The organism is Synechococcus sp. BS56D (genome assembly GCF_004332405.1).
Taxonomy (GTDB): Bacteria; Cyanobacteriota; Cyanobacteriia; order PCC-6307; family Cyanobiaceae; genus Synechococcus_C.
In genome coordinates this window covers 262,086-276,796 of the sequence record NZ_PHQU01000003.1, presented here as the reverse complement: position 1 = coordinate 276,796, position 14,711 = coordinate 262,086, and the positions used below count along the sequence as shown (strand labels likewise).

The window sequence follows — 14,711 nt, the reverse complement described above, 5'->3', positions numbered from 1 at the left end:
GGTGAGGCGACTCAAAACGCCGTGCCGTCGCTGGGATCGAGACGTTCTGCCAGTGATGCCACCGGCACCATCAGCACCATCGGTAGAGCGCAGATCATCAGTGACCCAAACGACAACGGGCTGGTGCCGAGGAATCGATTCATCCAGGAGCTCTGGCTGAAGAGGGTTTGCACGGCCACGGTGGCCAGGATCCCGAGGGGCACCGCTGGCGCCATCGCGATCTGGCGCCAGCGGCCAAGGCTTCCTCGCCACTGGCCAAGGCTGCCTCGCCAGTGGCTAATGCAGACCAGATACACCAGGTGGGCGAGCACCAGACCCTGCACCGCCATCGTGCGCGCCAGCGCTAGATCCCCGAGGTGTTGCTCGCTCCACAGAAACAGTCCGAACACCACCGTCCAGTTGAACGCTGAGACCACCAACACCCGTTGGATCAGCCCTTGGCTCAGTAACGGCTGACCTGGGGGACGCGGGGGCTGCTTCATGAGCGCCGCACATCTGGGTTCAAAGGCCAGGGCGATCGACATGGTCAGAGAGCAGACCATGTTCAGCCAGAGCACCTGCAGCGCTGTGACGGGCAGCGCCGTGCCAAGGGCCGCGCCCAACAGGATGGTCATCGAGGCCCCTCCACTGACCGGCAGCACGAAGGCCAGGGTCTTGTGCAGATTCAGCGCGACTGTGCGACCTTCCTCAACGGCAGCCTCGATCGTGGCGAAGTTGTCGTCCGTCAGCAGCATGTCGGCGGCATCCCGGGCCACTTCAGTGCCTCCGGCTCCCATGGCGATTCCAATGTCGGCCTGGCGGAGCGCTGGCGCATCGTTCACACCATCACCGGTCATCGCCACCACCTCCCCATGGCTCTGCAGCGCTTCCACCAGGGCCAGCTTCTGGGCTGGAGCGATCCGGGCGAACACATCCACGCGCTGCACTACCCGCGCGATGGTCGCCTCGTCCATGGCGGCTAACTGCCTGCCGTCGATGGTGTCACCGCCGCTTCCGATGCCGATCTGTCTGGCGATGGCGGCGGCGGTTTCGCGGTGGTCGCCGGTGATCAGCTTCACGCGGATGCCGGCCGCCCGGCAGGTGGCCACTGCCTGAATTGCCTCGGGGCGTGGGGGATCTTGCATCCCCTGCAGTCCAATGAAGTCGAGGTTGGCCATCACGTCCTGATGCCGGAGCTGCCGCTGCGATCGATCGGCTTTGCCGATGGCGAAGGCGAGCACCCGTTCACCAGCCATCGCCATCGTTGACACAGCCCGATCGATGGCGGCCCTATTCAGCGCTTCTGGCTGCCCTTCCGTATTGAGCTGTCGGCTGCAGCGGGCGAGCACAGCCTCCACCGACCCTTTGAGAAGGATGCGCTCCCGGCCATGGAGTGTGGCCATGAATTGTTGTTCCGATTCAAACGGGATTGCATCGCGGCGGGGATAGCGAGTCCTTGCTGCGCCCTGATCCATGCCGAGGGAATGGGCGGCTGCCAGCAGAGCCGTTTCTGTGGGATCGCCGACCAGGGTGTTGCCGTCATCCACCCGAGCATTGCTGCACAGCAATCCAGCCACAAGCGTCTCCTCCAGGGCCATGTTTTGCAGGTCCGCGCTCCCGCGTTCGTTGCCGGGCCAGAGATCCTCGAGTGCCACCAGTGTTCCGCCGGCGTAGAGGTGCTTCACCGTCATGCGGTTTTGGGTGAGCGTTCCTGTTTTGTCTGAGCAGATCACGGTGGTGCTGCCCAGGGTTTCCACCGCCGGCAGTTTGCGGATGATCGCCCGTCGCCGCGCCATCCGTTTCACGCCAATCGCCAAGGTGATCGTCACGATTGCGGGGAGTTCCTCAGGGATCGCCCCCACCGCCAGGGCGATGGCACCGTCGACCATCTCTTCAAGTCCCTTGCCCCGGCCAAGGCCCACCATCAATGTGAGTGCGGCAAGCACCAGCACGGCCTTCAGCAGGGTGTGGCTGAAGCGAACGAACTGCCGCGTCAGCGGCGTGGTGAGCTGGCTGCGCTGTTGCAGGGAGCTCGAGATCTGACCCACTTCCGTGTCATTACCGGTAGCAATCACAAGGGCACAGGCTTCCCCTGCCGTCACGTGCGTTCCTGCGTAGGCGATTGGACGACGCTCGGCCAGGGGAGTGTCCGGTGCCACCGCTGCGGTGCCTTTACGCACCGGAAGCGATTCACCGGTGAGCATCGATTCATCCACCTCGAGATTGCGCTGCGTGAGCAAGCGCAGATCGGCAGGAATCCGTTGTCCAGCCTCCAGCTGAATCACATCACCGGGCACCAGCTGATCGGACGGCAGGTTCTGCAGGGACCCGTCGCGGACGACCTCCACATCGGAGCGGAGCACCTGCGCGAGGGCTGCGATCGCCGACTCCGCCCTCCTTTCCTGCACAAAGCCGATCACGGCATTGATCAGGGTGACGCTGCTGATCACCAGGGCATCGGTTGCCTCCCCCAGGAGCATTTTCATGAGGGCCACCGCCAGCAGCGTGATCAGCAGTGGACTGTTGAACTGCTGCAGGAAATGGAGCCAGGCTGGCGTTCTTGATTGGACCTGCAGGGTGTTGGCCCCGTGGGAGAGCAGCCGGGCTCGTGCTTCGAGTTCCGAGAGTCCACAGTCTTGATCACTGCCTAAGGAGCGAATCAGCGCCTCGCTCGATAAGGCATGGGCTTGGGCCTGGTGCATCGCTGAGCTCCACGGGGCCCTTCCAAGGCTGCCTGGCACTTCACCATGCTATGGAGATCCCAGTCGTTCACGGCAAGGGCGAGAACGGGCGATGTCGCTGTGAACATCATCCTGCTGCGATCCTCCGACCCCTGGATCGATCCTTCCACGGTGCGGTTGGAGGGGCGCCGGGCTCACCATCTGTCGGTGCAACTCAAAGGCGCTGTTGGCGATCAGGTGCGTGTGGGTTTGCTGGGTGGATGGCGCGGGAAGGCCCGGATCACGTCGATGGATGGGCAGTCGGTCTGCCTGAATGTCTCTCTGACGGATCCACCGCCACCGCGCCATCGCTTCGACATCGTGTTGGCATTGCCGCGCCCGAAGATGTTGCGTCGCATCCTGCGCACGGTGGCGGAGTTCGGTGTGTCGAACCTGCACCTGATCAATAGCGCCAGGGTGGAGAAGAGCTACTGGCAGACCCCGCTTCTGCATCCAGGCAAGCTCCAGGAGGCCCTCGAGGCGGGGCTGGAACGATCCCAAGACACGCTGGCGCCAACGGTGCATTTGCATCAACGCTTTCGCCCCTTCGTGGAGGATCAACTGGCGGATCTCTGCGCTGGCAGGCCCTGCTGGATTGCCCATCAGGAGGCCCCTCAGTCCCTGGCGCAGGTGGCTTCTGACCCTGCGGTGGTGATGATTGGTCCGGAAGGCGGGTTTGTGCCCTTCGAGCTAGATCTGGCGGAAACGGTGATCGCCAGGCGCGTCCATCTCGGGGTTCGAACGCTCAGCGTCGATACGGCACTGCCGGCGGCGCTTGCCCAAGCGCTGCCTTTCTAACACGTTTTCGTGTTAATAGCGTTACGAAATCGTGCCGCTCTACTGGGCCGCGGTGGCTGGTGCCCCTTTGGCTTTGACGTGGTCACCGTGGGCCAGTCGCGCCAGGTAATTTGTGCCTCGAAGCAAGAGTGGTGAGGGCCGTAGGCGTTTCCGTGAGTCCATCTGGTTCCGTCACTAGCGCCGATCAACGCTGGCCCTGGTGGCCGCTGCTGCCTCTGTATCCCTACGGCCGGCGCGCCACCTATGTCGAGGAGCTGATCCCCGGTCAGGTCTGGAGTTTTGAGCAGCTCCAGGGCATCTATTACGTGGCCGTTCCGATTCGCCTCACCGTTGTGAAGGTGCCGGGGGGACTGATGCTGATCAACCCGCTTCCGCCCACCGCCGAGCTTTGCGCCGGGATCCGCGCTTTGGAGGCGCACCATGGCCCCGTGCTCACCATTGTGTTGCCCACTGCGTCGGGCTTAGAGCACAAGCTGCCTCTCGCTCCCCTGGCTCGTGCTTTCCCTGACGCCACCTTGTGGGTGTGCCCTGGCCAGTGGAGTTTCCCCTTGCCGTTGCCCCTCAGCTTGCTAGGGGTGCCGGCCAGGCGTACCAGGGTGCTGATCGACGATGGGGTGCCCCACGGTGAGGTGTGCCAGTGGATCTCCCTTGGCCCCCTGGATTTGGGCGTTGGACGTTTCCAGGAGATCAGCTGTCTGCATCGCCCGTCCGGAGCCTTGCTCGTGACGGATGCCTTGGTCGGGATTGGGGCCGACCCTCCTGCGGTGTTCGACACCGATCCCACCCCGTTGTTGTTCCACGCCCGTGATCGTGGCGATGAACCCCTCGAAGACAGCCTGGTCAACCGTCGACGCGGTTGGGCACGCCTGGTGTTGTTTGCCTCTTATCTCAGGCCGGAGCGGCTGGAGATTCCAGGCTTTCGGGTCTTGCTGCGCCATGCCTTTCAGCCAGGGCTTCGTTCGGCCCGCGCCCATTTCGGGATTTATCCCTTTGCCTGGCAGGAGGGATGGCAGCAGGCCGCTTCCGCTCTGATGGGGCAGCAGAGCCCAAGGCTGCAGGTGGCACCTGTCCTCGAGCGGCTGGTTTTGCCCAGGTCTCGAACCGCTCTGATCCAGTGGTTGGAGCAACTCGAGCGCCTGCCAGAACTGCGCTGGCTGGTGCCAGCTCACTACAGCGCCCCGCTCCAGTTTGGCCTTGCTCAGGTCGAGCAGCTCAGGGCCGAACTTCTGATACGGCCCTGGGCCCCCAGCGATGGCAACTGGCAGTTTCTCGGAGACCTTGACCGTCAGCTGCTTCAGCTCGGCCTGGTGCCGGAAGATCCCAGCATTGGCTGAGATTCAGAGCTTGAGATCGTCGTCGGGATTGACCGCCATGGCGTCGTCTCCGAACAGCGTTTCCTCCAGCTCCTTGCGCTGTTCCATCTGGCGCAGGAAATAGCCAGTCATCATGGCCGAGGCAAGCAAATTGGCGAGGTTGTCGCGGCTGGCGGTCACCTTCACGTCGAAGTGCTCGCCGGGGAGCATGCCCAGCAGACCCTGCACGTTGTGGCGAATGATGTCCTGAATATCGGTGCTGGCGGATTTGGCCACCCGTTGCAGCACGTCAGGCGACTGGTCCTGCAGGTACTGAATCAGACCGTTGACGGGTTGGCCGTCTTGGCTGTCGGTGGTCAGGAACTCCGGGTTGAACATCCCGTGTGCTCTCCGTCACGACGTTGACCCTACCGCAGCTGCCTGAATCACACCCGCAGCGGTTGGGTGGGGGAACCGTATCGGACCGAACCGGCTCAGCGGCCAGTAGCGCCAGACCGCTGTGCCGATCACTCGTTCCTGGGGTAGAGGGCCCCAGAGGTGGGAATCGAGGCTGGCATTGCGGTTATCGCCTAACACCCAGAGCTGATCCTGTGGAACTGTGATCGCGGCTTGGGTGTAGTCAATCGGCTCCTCCAGCCAGGCTTCACGCACCGGTTGTCCGTTCCGCAGCAACACCCCATCGCGCACTTCGAGGACATCTCCAGGACGTCCCACCACCCGCTTGATTAAGGCCGCATTCGCGTCGTACCCCGCCATCACCAATTGGGGCGGTGCCGCAAACACCACCACGCTGCCCAGGGGCAGGGGTTGATGCCGGCTTGCCGCCAGCCTGGGGCGCAGCTTCTCCACCAGGATCCTGTCCTGCAGTTGCAGGGTGGGCAGCATCGAGCCCGACGGGATCCAGCGGGGCTCGAGCACGAGCCAACGCAGCAGCAGAGCCACCAGCACCCAAACCAGGAGGCTGCGCCAGCTGCCGCCAGAACGGCTTGTTATTTGTGGGCTGTCCATGGCTGGATCCGTATTCAACGAGGATCGCATCAGACCTGGGGTTCCCTTTGCCGCGCCCACTCGCCAACCTGCAGGCCGCTGTGGCGCTTCTCGAGGGCCTGATCTGCCATGGGCTCTCCGATGTGGTGCTCTGCCCCGGGAGTCGCAGTGGCCCGTTGGCCCATGCCGCCGGGGGGCTCCAGCGGGCAGGTCTGCTCCGACTCATCACCGCCATCGATGAGCGCTCCGCTGCCTTTCATGCGCTCGGGCTCGCGGCCTCGAGCGGCCGTGCCAGCGCCGTGATCACCACCTCGGGTACCGCCGTGGCCAACCTGCTGCCGGCGGCCGTGGAGGCCGATCGTTCCTGTTTACCACTGCTCTTCCTCACTGCCGATCGGCCCCTGCGTCTCAAGCACTGCGGTGCCAACCAGACGGTGAACCAAGAGGCGTTTCTGGTTCCAGTGTGTCGCTGGAGTGGCAGTGCCGATCTGGCCGGTCTTGATCGCATGCTCCCACTCGCCATCCATGATCTAGCTGCTCAGGCCTGGCGTGAGGCCCACCACTGGCCTGGCCCGGTTCACCTCAATCTCCCCTTCGAGGAACCCCTCCATCCCTCTGTGGAAAAGCAGGAGCACTTCTGGAGCGGATGGTCTGCCCCGACAAGCGATGGCGAGGCAGGCTGCCTGCAGGAGCCCATGGAGGCAGACCCCTGGGAGGCGCGTTTCGCCCTGGATCCCGACCGTCCTGGCCTGGTGATCGCCGGCCCCTGGCGAGGTCGTCCGTTTTTGCGGGCTGCCCACGAACAGGCCCTGCTCGCCTGGCAGGAGCGCAGTGGCTGGCCGGTGCTGGTGGACCCCCTAGCCGCCGTTCCCGCCGAGCTGCCCGGGCAGATTCGCGCTTGGGATGTCTTGCTCCCCGACGGTCTGTCTTGGCCAGCGGAGCTCTCCGCGGCCGATCTGCAGGTGCTGCGCCTGGGGCCGATGCCGGCCAGCCGCCGGCTTGAGCGCTGGTTGCAGGCATTCGATGGTGCCCAGGTGCTGGTCAGCGAAGGCGATCAGCGCGGGCTGGATCCCCTCCGCAAGGCCTCCCAGTGGTCGACAGGTCTGGCCACCTGGTGGAAGCAGCAACAGGATCAGTGCGCATCCGGCTCTACGGGTGCGGAACCGGCTGGCCTCGCTCTATGTCGCCTGTGGCAGCAGCGTGATCAGCAGGCTCGCCGTTCCCTGGAGCGCTTGTTGCCGCAGCAGGGAGCGATCACGGAGCCCGCTTTGATGCAGGCGCTTCCCCCGCTGTTGCCTGATCCCTGCACGGTGATGCTCGCCGCCAGCAGCCCCGTGCGCGACTGGCAGGCTTTCGCCCCTGCGGCCGGTCCCGGGATCCGCTGCTTCAGTTTTCGTGGTGCCTCAGGGATTGATGGCACCCTCTCGTTAGCGCTCGGCCTGGCCCGGGCCCGCGGGCGCACCCTCTTGCTGACCGGCGACATCGCCCTGTTACACGACAGCAATGGCTGGTTACTAGCCGATGCCGATGGTCCTCCCTTGCTGGTGCTGCTGATCGACAATGGCGGTGGTGGCATCTTTCAGCAACTGCCTGTGCCGACGGCCCCCCAGGAGGCCTTGGAGCAGCTCTTCGCCATGCCCCAGGCCGTTGATCCGCTGGCCCTTGCCGCCGCCCATGGCCATCCGGTGCGGCAGCTGGCTTGCCTGGAGGATCTCCCCGAGGCATTGGCTTGGGGCTGGGCCCAGGCCCGTCCTTCCCTGTTGCGGGTCTGTACCGACAGGGACGGGGATGCGCGCCTGCGGCAGGAGTTGCGCAGAACCCTTCAGACGGAAGATCCGGGTGGGTGATCACAATGGCGCTGCCGATGGGGCGAGGCCATGACCGATCACCAACACCGCCGCGTGCTCCCCGGGGAGTCCAACGGGGAGTCCAACGTGGTCTGGGAGCCCTGGGGGAACTACCAAGACATTCTTTTGGATCGCTGTCCTGGTGGTATTGCCCGGGTGGCGATCAATCGTCCACGCCGGCGTAACGCCTTCCGGCCCCGCACGGTGGTGGAGCTCTGTGATGCCTTCACGCGGATCCGCGATGCCAGTGACATCGGGGTGGTGTTGTTCACGGGAGTTGGCCCCGCCGAAGACGGTGGCTATGCCTTCTGCGCCGGAGGAGATCAGAGCGTTCGCGGGGATGGCGGTTACCTGGACGAGGAGGGGCTGCCTCGCCTCAACGTGCTCGACCTGCAGCGCATCATCCGCAGCCTGCCCAAGGTGGTGATTGCCCTGGTGGCTGGCTATGCCATCGGCGGTGGCCAGGTGCTCCACCTGCTCTGCGACCTCAGTTTGGCCGCTGATAATGCTGTGTTTGGCCAGACCGGCCCAAGGGTTGGCAGCTTTGACGGCGGCTTCGGTGCCGGCTTCCTGGCCCGGGTGGTGGGGCAGCGCAAGGCGCGTGAGATCTGGTTCCTGTGCCGCCAGTACGGGGCTGAGCAGGCTCTGGCCATGGGTCTGGTGAACGCTGTGGTGCCGCTGGAGCAACTGGAGGCCGAGGGCCTTCGCTGGGCCCAGGAGGTGATGCAGCACAGCCCGACGGCGATCCGTTGCCTCAAGGCGGCCTTCAATGCCGAGACGGATGGCATGGCTGGGATTCAGGAGCTGGCGGGTCAGGCCACCCATCTCTTCTATCGAACGGCTGAGGGCCAGGAGGGCCGTAATGCCTTCCTGGACAAGCGATCCCCCGACTTTTCTGCCTCCCCCTGGCTCCCTTAGCTAAACAAGGGCAGCGCTTCCACCGCTTTCGTTCTCGACCGCTTTCGTTCTCGACCTTTTTCGCTCCGACCGTGTTGCGTCTTCGCCCGCGTCTGCTGCTCACCGCCACGCTGACGCTGACCTTGGTCAGCACCATTCCCTGCTTGGCCCGTGCCCAGGTCCAGGGAGGAGAGACAGCACGTCCGGCTGACCCGATTCCGCCGCTTGCCGAGCCGATCTCCGAGCAAGCCTCCCTGCAGCGCATCCCCCCTGATCTTCTGGATGCGAAGGGTCTCCAGTTGGTGCTGGATCGCACCCACCGCCAACTGATGGTGCTGCGCGATGGAGTGCTCACCCATCGCTTCCCAGCCGCCGTAGGCACCGAAGGCTGGGAGACACCGGCCGGTCGCCATCGGGTCTTGCAGAAGATCCATGAGCCGGTCTGGACCCATCCGATCACCGGCGAAAACATCGGTCAGGGGAAACGCAATCCCCTCGGATCCCGCTGGATCGGTTTCTATCGCGATTGCAAAGGGCGTTCGGGCTGGGATGGTGAGCAATACCTCGATATCGATGGCTGCACCGTCGCCGGTTTCCATGGCACCCCTTATCGCTGGACCGTCGGCCGGGCCGTCTCCCACGGTTGTGTTCGCCTTTACGAGGAGAATGTGCAGGAGCTCTTCAAACTGGTTCGTCTGGGAACGCCCGTCACCGTGATTCCCTGAAGCTCTGGCCACGGGCGGTTTCCCCGGCGTGATTCCCCTTAAAGTCGCGGCGCCTTCTTGGGGTTCCACCGACCATGCGCATTCTTTTTGCTGCTGCCGAGTGCGCCCCGATGGTGAAGGTGGGTGGCATGGGCGACGTGGTCGGCTCTCTGCCACCTGCCCTGGCCAAGCTCGGCCATGATGTGCGCCTGATCATGCCTGGCTACAGCAAGCTCTGGAGCCGCTTGGCCATTAGCGACGAGCCCATCTGGCGCGCCCAGACCATGGGCACAGAATTTGCGGTCTACGAGACGCGACACCCCAGCAATGGGATGACGATCTACCTGGTCGGCCATCCCGTGTTCGATCCTGAGCGGATCTATGGCGGAGAGGATGAAGACTGGCGGTTCACGTTCTTTGCCAGTGCAGCTTCAGAGTTCGCTTGGAACGTCTGGAAGCCTCAGGTGCTGCATTGCCATGACTGGCATACCGGCATGATTCCGGTCTGGATGCATCAAGACCCCGAGATCAGCACGGTCTTCACCATCCACAACCTCAAGTACCAGGGCCCCTGGCGCTGGAAGCTCGATCGCATGACCTGGTGCCCCTGGTACATGCAGGGAGACCACACCATGGCTGCAGCCCTGCTGTATGCCGATCGTGTCAATGCCGTCTCTCCCACCTACGCCTGTGAAATCCGTACGGCCGAATACGGCGAAAAGCTCGACGGATTGCTCAATTACATCTCCGGAAAGCTTCGCGGCATTCTGAATGGGCTCGATCTTGAGGCCTGGGACCCCGCCACGGATCCTGCGCTTCCCTCCCACTTCAGCGCCGACGACCTGTCCGGTCGTCCCGAGAACAAGCGGGTTCTGCAGGAGCGCATGGGACTCACTGTGAATCCCGACACCTTCCTCCTTGGAATGGTGAGCCGCTTGGTCGATCAGAAGGGGGTCGATCTGCTTCTTCAGGTGGCCGATCGTCTGTTGGCGTACACCGATACCCAAATCGTGGTTCTGGGCACCGGTGATCGCGGCCTGGAGTCCGGTCTCTGGCAGCTTGCCTCACGGCATCCCGGACGGGTTGCCGTCTTCCTCACCTACGACGACGCCCTCTCCCGTCTCATCTATGCAGGCAGCGATGCCTTCCTGATGCCAAGTCGCTTTGAGCCCTGTGGCATCAGTCAGCTGATGGCCATGCGCTACGGGTGCGTCCCAGTGGTCCGCAAGGTTGGTGGTCTCGTGGACACGGTGCCGCCCCACGATCCCGCCAATCAGACCGGCACTGGCTTCTGCTTCGACCGTTTCGAGCCGGTTGACTTCTACACAGCCCTGGTGAGGGCCTGGGAGGCTTATCGCCATCGGGACAGCTGGCGGGAGCTGCAGCTGCGCGGCATGCGACAGGATTACAGCTGGGATCGCTCCGCCCTCGCTTACGACCAGATGTATCGCGACGTTTGCGGACTCAAAGAGCCCAGCCCGGATGCGGCGGCCGTCGAGAGCTTCTCCCTTGGCCAGGATGCCGATCCCAACCGCAGCCATGCCGATCAAGACCCGTTCGTTCCCGCCCCTGGAGTCGGTCGGGCTCCGCTCGATGGTCCTCGCCGGAATCCCCTGTCCAGACTGCTGGGGAGGAAGCGTTCCTGACGATTGATGGTGGATCCCTCCAGTCGCGATCAGCCCTCGACCGGGCCGCTGCCGGCCCCCTATGCCAATCCCTGGTCGACACTGCTGGAGAATCTGCGAGCCGTTGTCGCCGACCTGCGGTTGCGGCTTCAGGAGCTGTGGCGTCGTAACGCTGAAGGGACTCTCTCCACCCCAGGCTTCTGGCCCCGTGATCTTGCTCCCCTGTTTTGGCCCCTCTGTCTGCTGCTGCTTCTCTTGCTCCTAGGTGGCATCGTGCTGCAGTTGAGGCGGGATCCGTCACCAGAACCCTCCCAGGAGGTGATGCATCTCACCACCAGTCCGCTGTCCGCTGATGGAAGAACCGGTCCGGCGATCTCGGAATCTGCCTCTGAAGCCTCGGCCCTGGGCGATTCAGTCGTGCCGCCATTGCCGGGGGCATCGTCGGAGCCATCACCCGAGCCCTTCGTGGATCAGGCAGAGCAACAGGCCCTCGAGCAGTCCTCCCCTCTCCAGACCCCTGCGCCTCCGATCGACCCACTGCTGCGCTTTCTGAGTGATGACGATGCATGGATCACCGCCGCCACCCCCCAGCCCTCGATCAATGGCGTGCTGTTGGTGGTGTCTGAAGGGTGGGCTGTGCTCCCAGAAGCCAGACGTCAGCAGTGCGTTGATCACTGGTGGGAGCGACTGGAAGCAGAGGGGTTCAGTGAGCTGCGCATCGAAGCGGCCGATCAGCGGCTTCTGGCCAGGACAGCTCGTGTTGGCAGCGGCATGATCCTGTTCGAGTCATCGGGACGCTGACCGTGCTGCAGCTCAGGCAATTGATGGAGATCTGGGGGGCTCCCCAAGGTCTGGTCGACCCGGCGCAGTTGGCGCAACCCCTGGGGCCTGTGTGCACCGACAGTCGCATGCTCCAGGCCGGTGCCTTCTTCGTGCCCCTGGTCGGCGATCGTTTTGATGGCCACAGCTTCCTCTCTCAGGCAGCTGTTTGCCCTGCCCAGGCGGCTGTGGTCAACCAAGACACCCGTCACCCCATACCGGAGGGCTTACTCCACTGGACCGTTGCCGATACCCAGGATGCCTATCAGCAGCTGGCGTGCCTCCATCGTCGCCAGCTGGCCTGTCCTGTGGTGGCGGTGACGGGCTCTGCGGGCAAAACCACCACGCGCGAGCTGATTCGTGCTGCGCTCGCACCGCTTGGAGCTGTCCAGGCCAGTATTGGCAACAACAACAACGACATCGGCGTTCCCCTCACGCTCTTGGGGCTTGGGCCGGAGCACCGTGCTGCAGTGATTGAAATGGGCATGCGTGGCCCTGGGGAAATCGCCCGGCTCTCCCGCTGCGCGGAGCCGCAGGTCGCGGTGATCACCAACATCGGCACCGCCCATATCGGTCGTTTGGGCAGTCGAGAGGCGATTGCGGCGGCCAAATGTGAGATCACCGAGGCCCTAGTCGCCGATGGACTGGTGGTGATCCCGGCCGGGGATCCGCTGCTGGAACAGACGCTTTCCAGCCGCTGGAGCGGCCGGGTTCGTCGTGTCGCACTCGAGGGGGATCCGGACCTGCAGGCCCATCCTCCCGATTGCCTGGGGCGAATCGACGAGGCGGCCGGTCTGCTGGTTTGCAACGGACGCAGGGTTCAGCTGCCACTCGAGGGTCGCCACAACGCCCGTAACCTTCTGCTCGCCCTGGCAGTGGCTGAGGAGCTTGGGGTGGATCTGCAGCAGCTGGAGCGTTTGGAGGTGGACATGCCTGGTGGACGCAATCGTCGCCTGCATCTGGGTGGCATCACCGTGCTTGATGAGACCTACAACGCTTCCCCTGAGGCCGTTCTCGCTGCACTCGACCTACTCGCGAGCAGTAACGGGCGTCGCTTCGCGGTGCTCGGCACCATGCTCGAGCTGGGTGAGCGCAGTGTGGAGCTTCACCGTCAGGTGGCTGATCGAGCCGTGGCACTCGGTCTTGATGGTCTTGTGCTGGTGGTCGATGGGGTGGAAGCGGAGGCGATGGAACCCATCGCACTGTCCTTGCCAGCCTTTGCTCGGGTCAGCACACCGGAAGACGCCATGAATCCACTACGGGACTGGCTCCGTCCCGGTGACACGCTGCTGCTCAAAGCCAGCCGCGGGGTGGCTTTGGAGCGACTGCTGCCTCTCCTCGATACGCTGCCGACTGGCTAGGTCGATTCAAGCCGCGCGATTGAAGGGATGGCTGGTCTCTCGGCGAATCAGATCGATCGCCATTGGGTGGTTGCGGATGTAAGGAATCGACTCCATGGCCAACACCCTGGCTTCATGCACATCACGGGCGTAGTAGCAACGTTCGATTGACGCGCTATTGCGGTCCCGATACCGCACGGTGTATCGCTGTTGGGGAGGCATTGCCGCAGCGCGGGGCGCCCTTACGCTCACACGTCACGGCTTTTTCGCCATCGGGTCAGTGCTGAAGAGTTTCTGCTGTTTAACCAGCCCAGTTCTCCTTCACGAGCTGTTTGGCCCGCCCCAGGGCCAGGGCGCCATCGGGAACATCCTTGGTGATCGTTGAGCCGGCACCGATGGTGACCTTGGCGCCGATTGAGACCGGTGCCACCAGCACCGAATTGGCCCCTGTCTTGCTTTCGTCACCAATGATGGTGCGGTGTTTATTCACACCGTCGTAGTTGGCGGTGATGGTGCCGGCGCCCACATTGACGTTGGTTCCTAGCTGGGCATCGCCGATGTAACTGAGGTGATTCACCTTGGTGCCGTAGCCCAGCTCGCTTTTCTTGACCTCCACAAAGTTGCCGATCCTGCACTGATCACCGATGACCGCAGATGGTCGTAGGTGCGCGAAGGGGCCAATGGCGACGCCATTGCCGACCTTGGCCTCTCGAACCACGGACTGGAGCACGGTCACATCGCAGCCCAGTTCGGCATCCTCGAGCAGGCTTCCGGGACCGATCCGACAGTTGTCCCCGATCTGGCAGCGGCCGCGCAGGTGAGTCTGGGGTTCGATCACGACATCCTGGCCGAAGCTGCAGGCTTCGCTCAGGGTGCAGCTGGCCGGATCGATGAAGGTCACCCCTTCCGCCATCCAATGGTCGCGGAGGCGCTGTTGCAGCAACGCTTCACATTGCGCCAGCTGTTGGCGGTTGTTGATGCCGTTCACCTCGTCGGGGTCTGACACCTCGAGGTGCATGGCTGTATCGAGCATCGCCACGGTGTCGGTCAGATAGAGCTCCCCCTGGTCGTTGTCGGTGCTCAGCTGCGGCAGCACCGTCATCAACGCCTTCCAGTTGAAGCAGTAGATGCCTGCGTTGGTTAAGTCGTTCTGTCGCTGTTCCTCGTTGCAGTCGCGATGCTCAATGATTTCGCTCACTCGGCCTTCTGGATCGGCAAACACCCTTCCATAGCCGGTGGGATCGGCAAGCCGGGCCGTGAGGAGTGTGACATCGGCGCCGCTGCGGCGGTGCTGGCTCACCAGCTGGTCGATCGTCTCCGCTCGCAGCAGAGGCACATCTCCATTCAGCACGAGCAGCTCTCCGCTGAATCCATCCAGGGCCGGCATCAGCTGCTGCACGGCATGGCCTGTGCCGTTCTGGGGTTGCTGCAGCACAAACTCCAGACCATGGAGATGACTGAGCTGCTGCTCGACCCGCTCGGCTTGGTGGCCAACGATCAGCAGACGGCGCTCCGGCTGCAGGTTGCCAGCGCTGGCCAAGACCCGCTCCACCAGGGTGGCCCCAGCCAGGGGCTGCAGCACCTTGGGCAGGGCACTTTTCATGCGGGTGCCTTTTCCAGCGGCCAGAACGGCAACGGCGAGCATGCGCAACGGTCGAGTCGGGCGGAATCTACCGGGATCT

General features: G+C 63.8%; 13 protein-coding genes. 8 read left to right on the top strand and 5 right to left on the bottom strand.

What is annotated here, in order from left to right:
- Positions 1-11 precede the first annotated feature (11 nt).
- Positions 12-2,681 (bottom strand): HAD-IC family P-type ATPase, encoded by a 2,670-nt coding sequence (locus CWE17_RS06265; protein ID WP_131455490.1) that lies wholly within the window; start codon positions 2,679-2,681, stop codon positions 12-14.
- Positions 2,682-2,780: 99 nt separating this feature from the next.
- Here CWE17_RS06265 and CWE17_RS06260 point away from each other — a divergent pair, with 99 nt between their 5' ends.
- On the top strand, positions 2,781-3,497 hold the full coding sequence (locus CWE17_RS06260) for a 16S rRNA (uracil(1498)-N(3))-methyltransferase (RefSeq protein ID WP_131455608.1): 717 nt from the start codon (positions 2,781-2,783) through the stop codon (positions 3,495-3,497).
- A gap of 152 nt (positions 3,498-3,649) precedes the next feature.
- Positions 3,650-4,831 carry a DUF4336 domain-containing protein gene (locus CWE17_RS06255; RefSeq protein ID WP_240789277.1) on the top strand — a complete coding sequence of 394 codons (1,182 nt, stop codon included), beginning with the start codon at positions 3,650-3,652 and terminating at the stop codon, positions 4,829-4,831.
- Positions 4,832-4,834: 3 nt separating this feature from the next.
- On the opposite strand, the gene CWE17_RS06250 is transcribed toward CWE17_RS06255, so the two are convergent.
- Positions 4,835-5,188: a DUF760 domain-containing protein gene (locus CWE17_RS06250; protein WP_131455489.1), complete on the bottom strand. Its 354-nt coding sequence runs from the start codon at positions 5,186-5,188 to the stop codon at positions 4,835-4,837.
- A 15-nt stretch (positions 5,189-5,203) separates the two neighbouring features.
- Complete coding sequence (gene lepB / locus CWE17_RS06245; protein WP_131455488.1) at positions 5,204-5,818, bottom strand: signal peptidase I; 615 nt, start codon at positions 5,816-5,818, stop codon at positions 5,204-5,206.
- Positions 5,819-5,865: 47 nt separating this feature from the next.
- Between lepB and menD the strand changes: the two genes are divergently transcribed.
- The 6 genes from menD (at position 5,866) to murF (ending at position 13,050) form a co-directional block, all read left to right on the top strand.
- A complete protein-coding gene (menD, locus tag CWE17_RS06240) occupies positions 5,866-7,644 on the top strand; it encodes a 2-succinyl-5-enolpyruvyl-6-hydroxy-3-cyclohexene-1-carboxylic-acid synthase (protein ID WP_240789276.1) in 1,779 nt (592 codons plus the stop codon).
- Positions 7,645-7,674: 30 nt separating this feature from the next.
- Positions 7,675-8,562, top strand: a complete 888-nt coding sequence (gene menB, locus CWE17_RS06235; protein ID WP_131455487.1) for a 1,4-dihydroxy-2-naphthoyl-CoA synthase — start codon at positions 7,675-7,677, stop codon at positions 8,560-8,562.
- 122 nt (positions 8,563-8,684) lie between these two features.
- A complete protein-coding gene (locus CWE17_RS06230) occupies positions 8,685-9,266 on the top strand; it encodes a L,D-transpeptidase (protein ID WP_240789290.1) in 582 nt (193 codons plus the stop codon).
- A gap of 74 nt (positions 9,267-9,340) precedes the next feature.
- On the top strand, positions 9,341-10,891 hold the full coding sequence (gene glgA / locus CWE17_RS06225; RefSeq protein ID WP_131455486.1) for a glycogen synthase GlgA: 1,551 nt from the start codon (positions 9,341-9,343) through the stop codon (positions 10,889-10,891).
- Positions 10,892-10,897: 6 nt separating this feature from the next.
- On the top strand, positions 10,898-11,671 hold the full coding sequence (locus tag CWE17_RS06220) for a hypothetical protein (protein WP_131455485.1): 774 nt from the start codon (positions 10,898-10,900) through the stop codon (positions 11,669-11,671).
- A 23-nt stretch (positions 11,672-11,694) separates the two neighbouring features.
- The gene (gene murF / locus CWE17_RS06215; RefSeq protein WP_131455604.1) at positions 11,695-13,050 is read left to right on the top strand and encodes a UDP-N-acetylmuramoyl-tripeptide--D-alanyl-D-alanine ligase; all 1,356 of its coding nucleotides are present in this window, start codon (positions 11,695-11,697) and stop codon (positions 13,048-13,050) included.
- Positions 13,051-13,056: 6 nt separating this feature from the next.
- Here murF and CWE17_RS06210 read toward each other — a convergent pair whose 3' ends face one another.
- Both CWE17_RS06210 and glmU read right to left on the bottom strand, forming a co-directional pair.
- Positions 13,057-13,251 carry a hypothetical protein gene (locus CWE17_RS06210; protein WP_131455484.1) on the bottom strand — a complete coding sequence of 65 codons (195 nt, stop codon included), beginning with the start codon at positions 13,249-13,251 and terminating at the stop codon, positions 13,057-13,059.
- Between the two features lie 79 nt (positions 13,252-13,330).
- Positions 13,331-14,674 carry a bifunctional UDP-N-acetylglucosamine diphosphorylase/glucosamine-1-phosphate N-acetyltransferase GlmU gene (gene glmU, locus CWE17_RS06205; protein WP_131455483.1) on the bottom strand — a complete coding sequence of 448 codons (1,344 nt, stop codon included), beginning with the start codon at positions 14,672-14,674 and terminating at the stop codon, positions 13,331-13,333.
- Between the last annotated feature and the right edge of the window lie 37 nt (positions 14,675-14,711).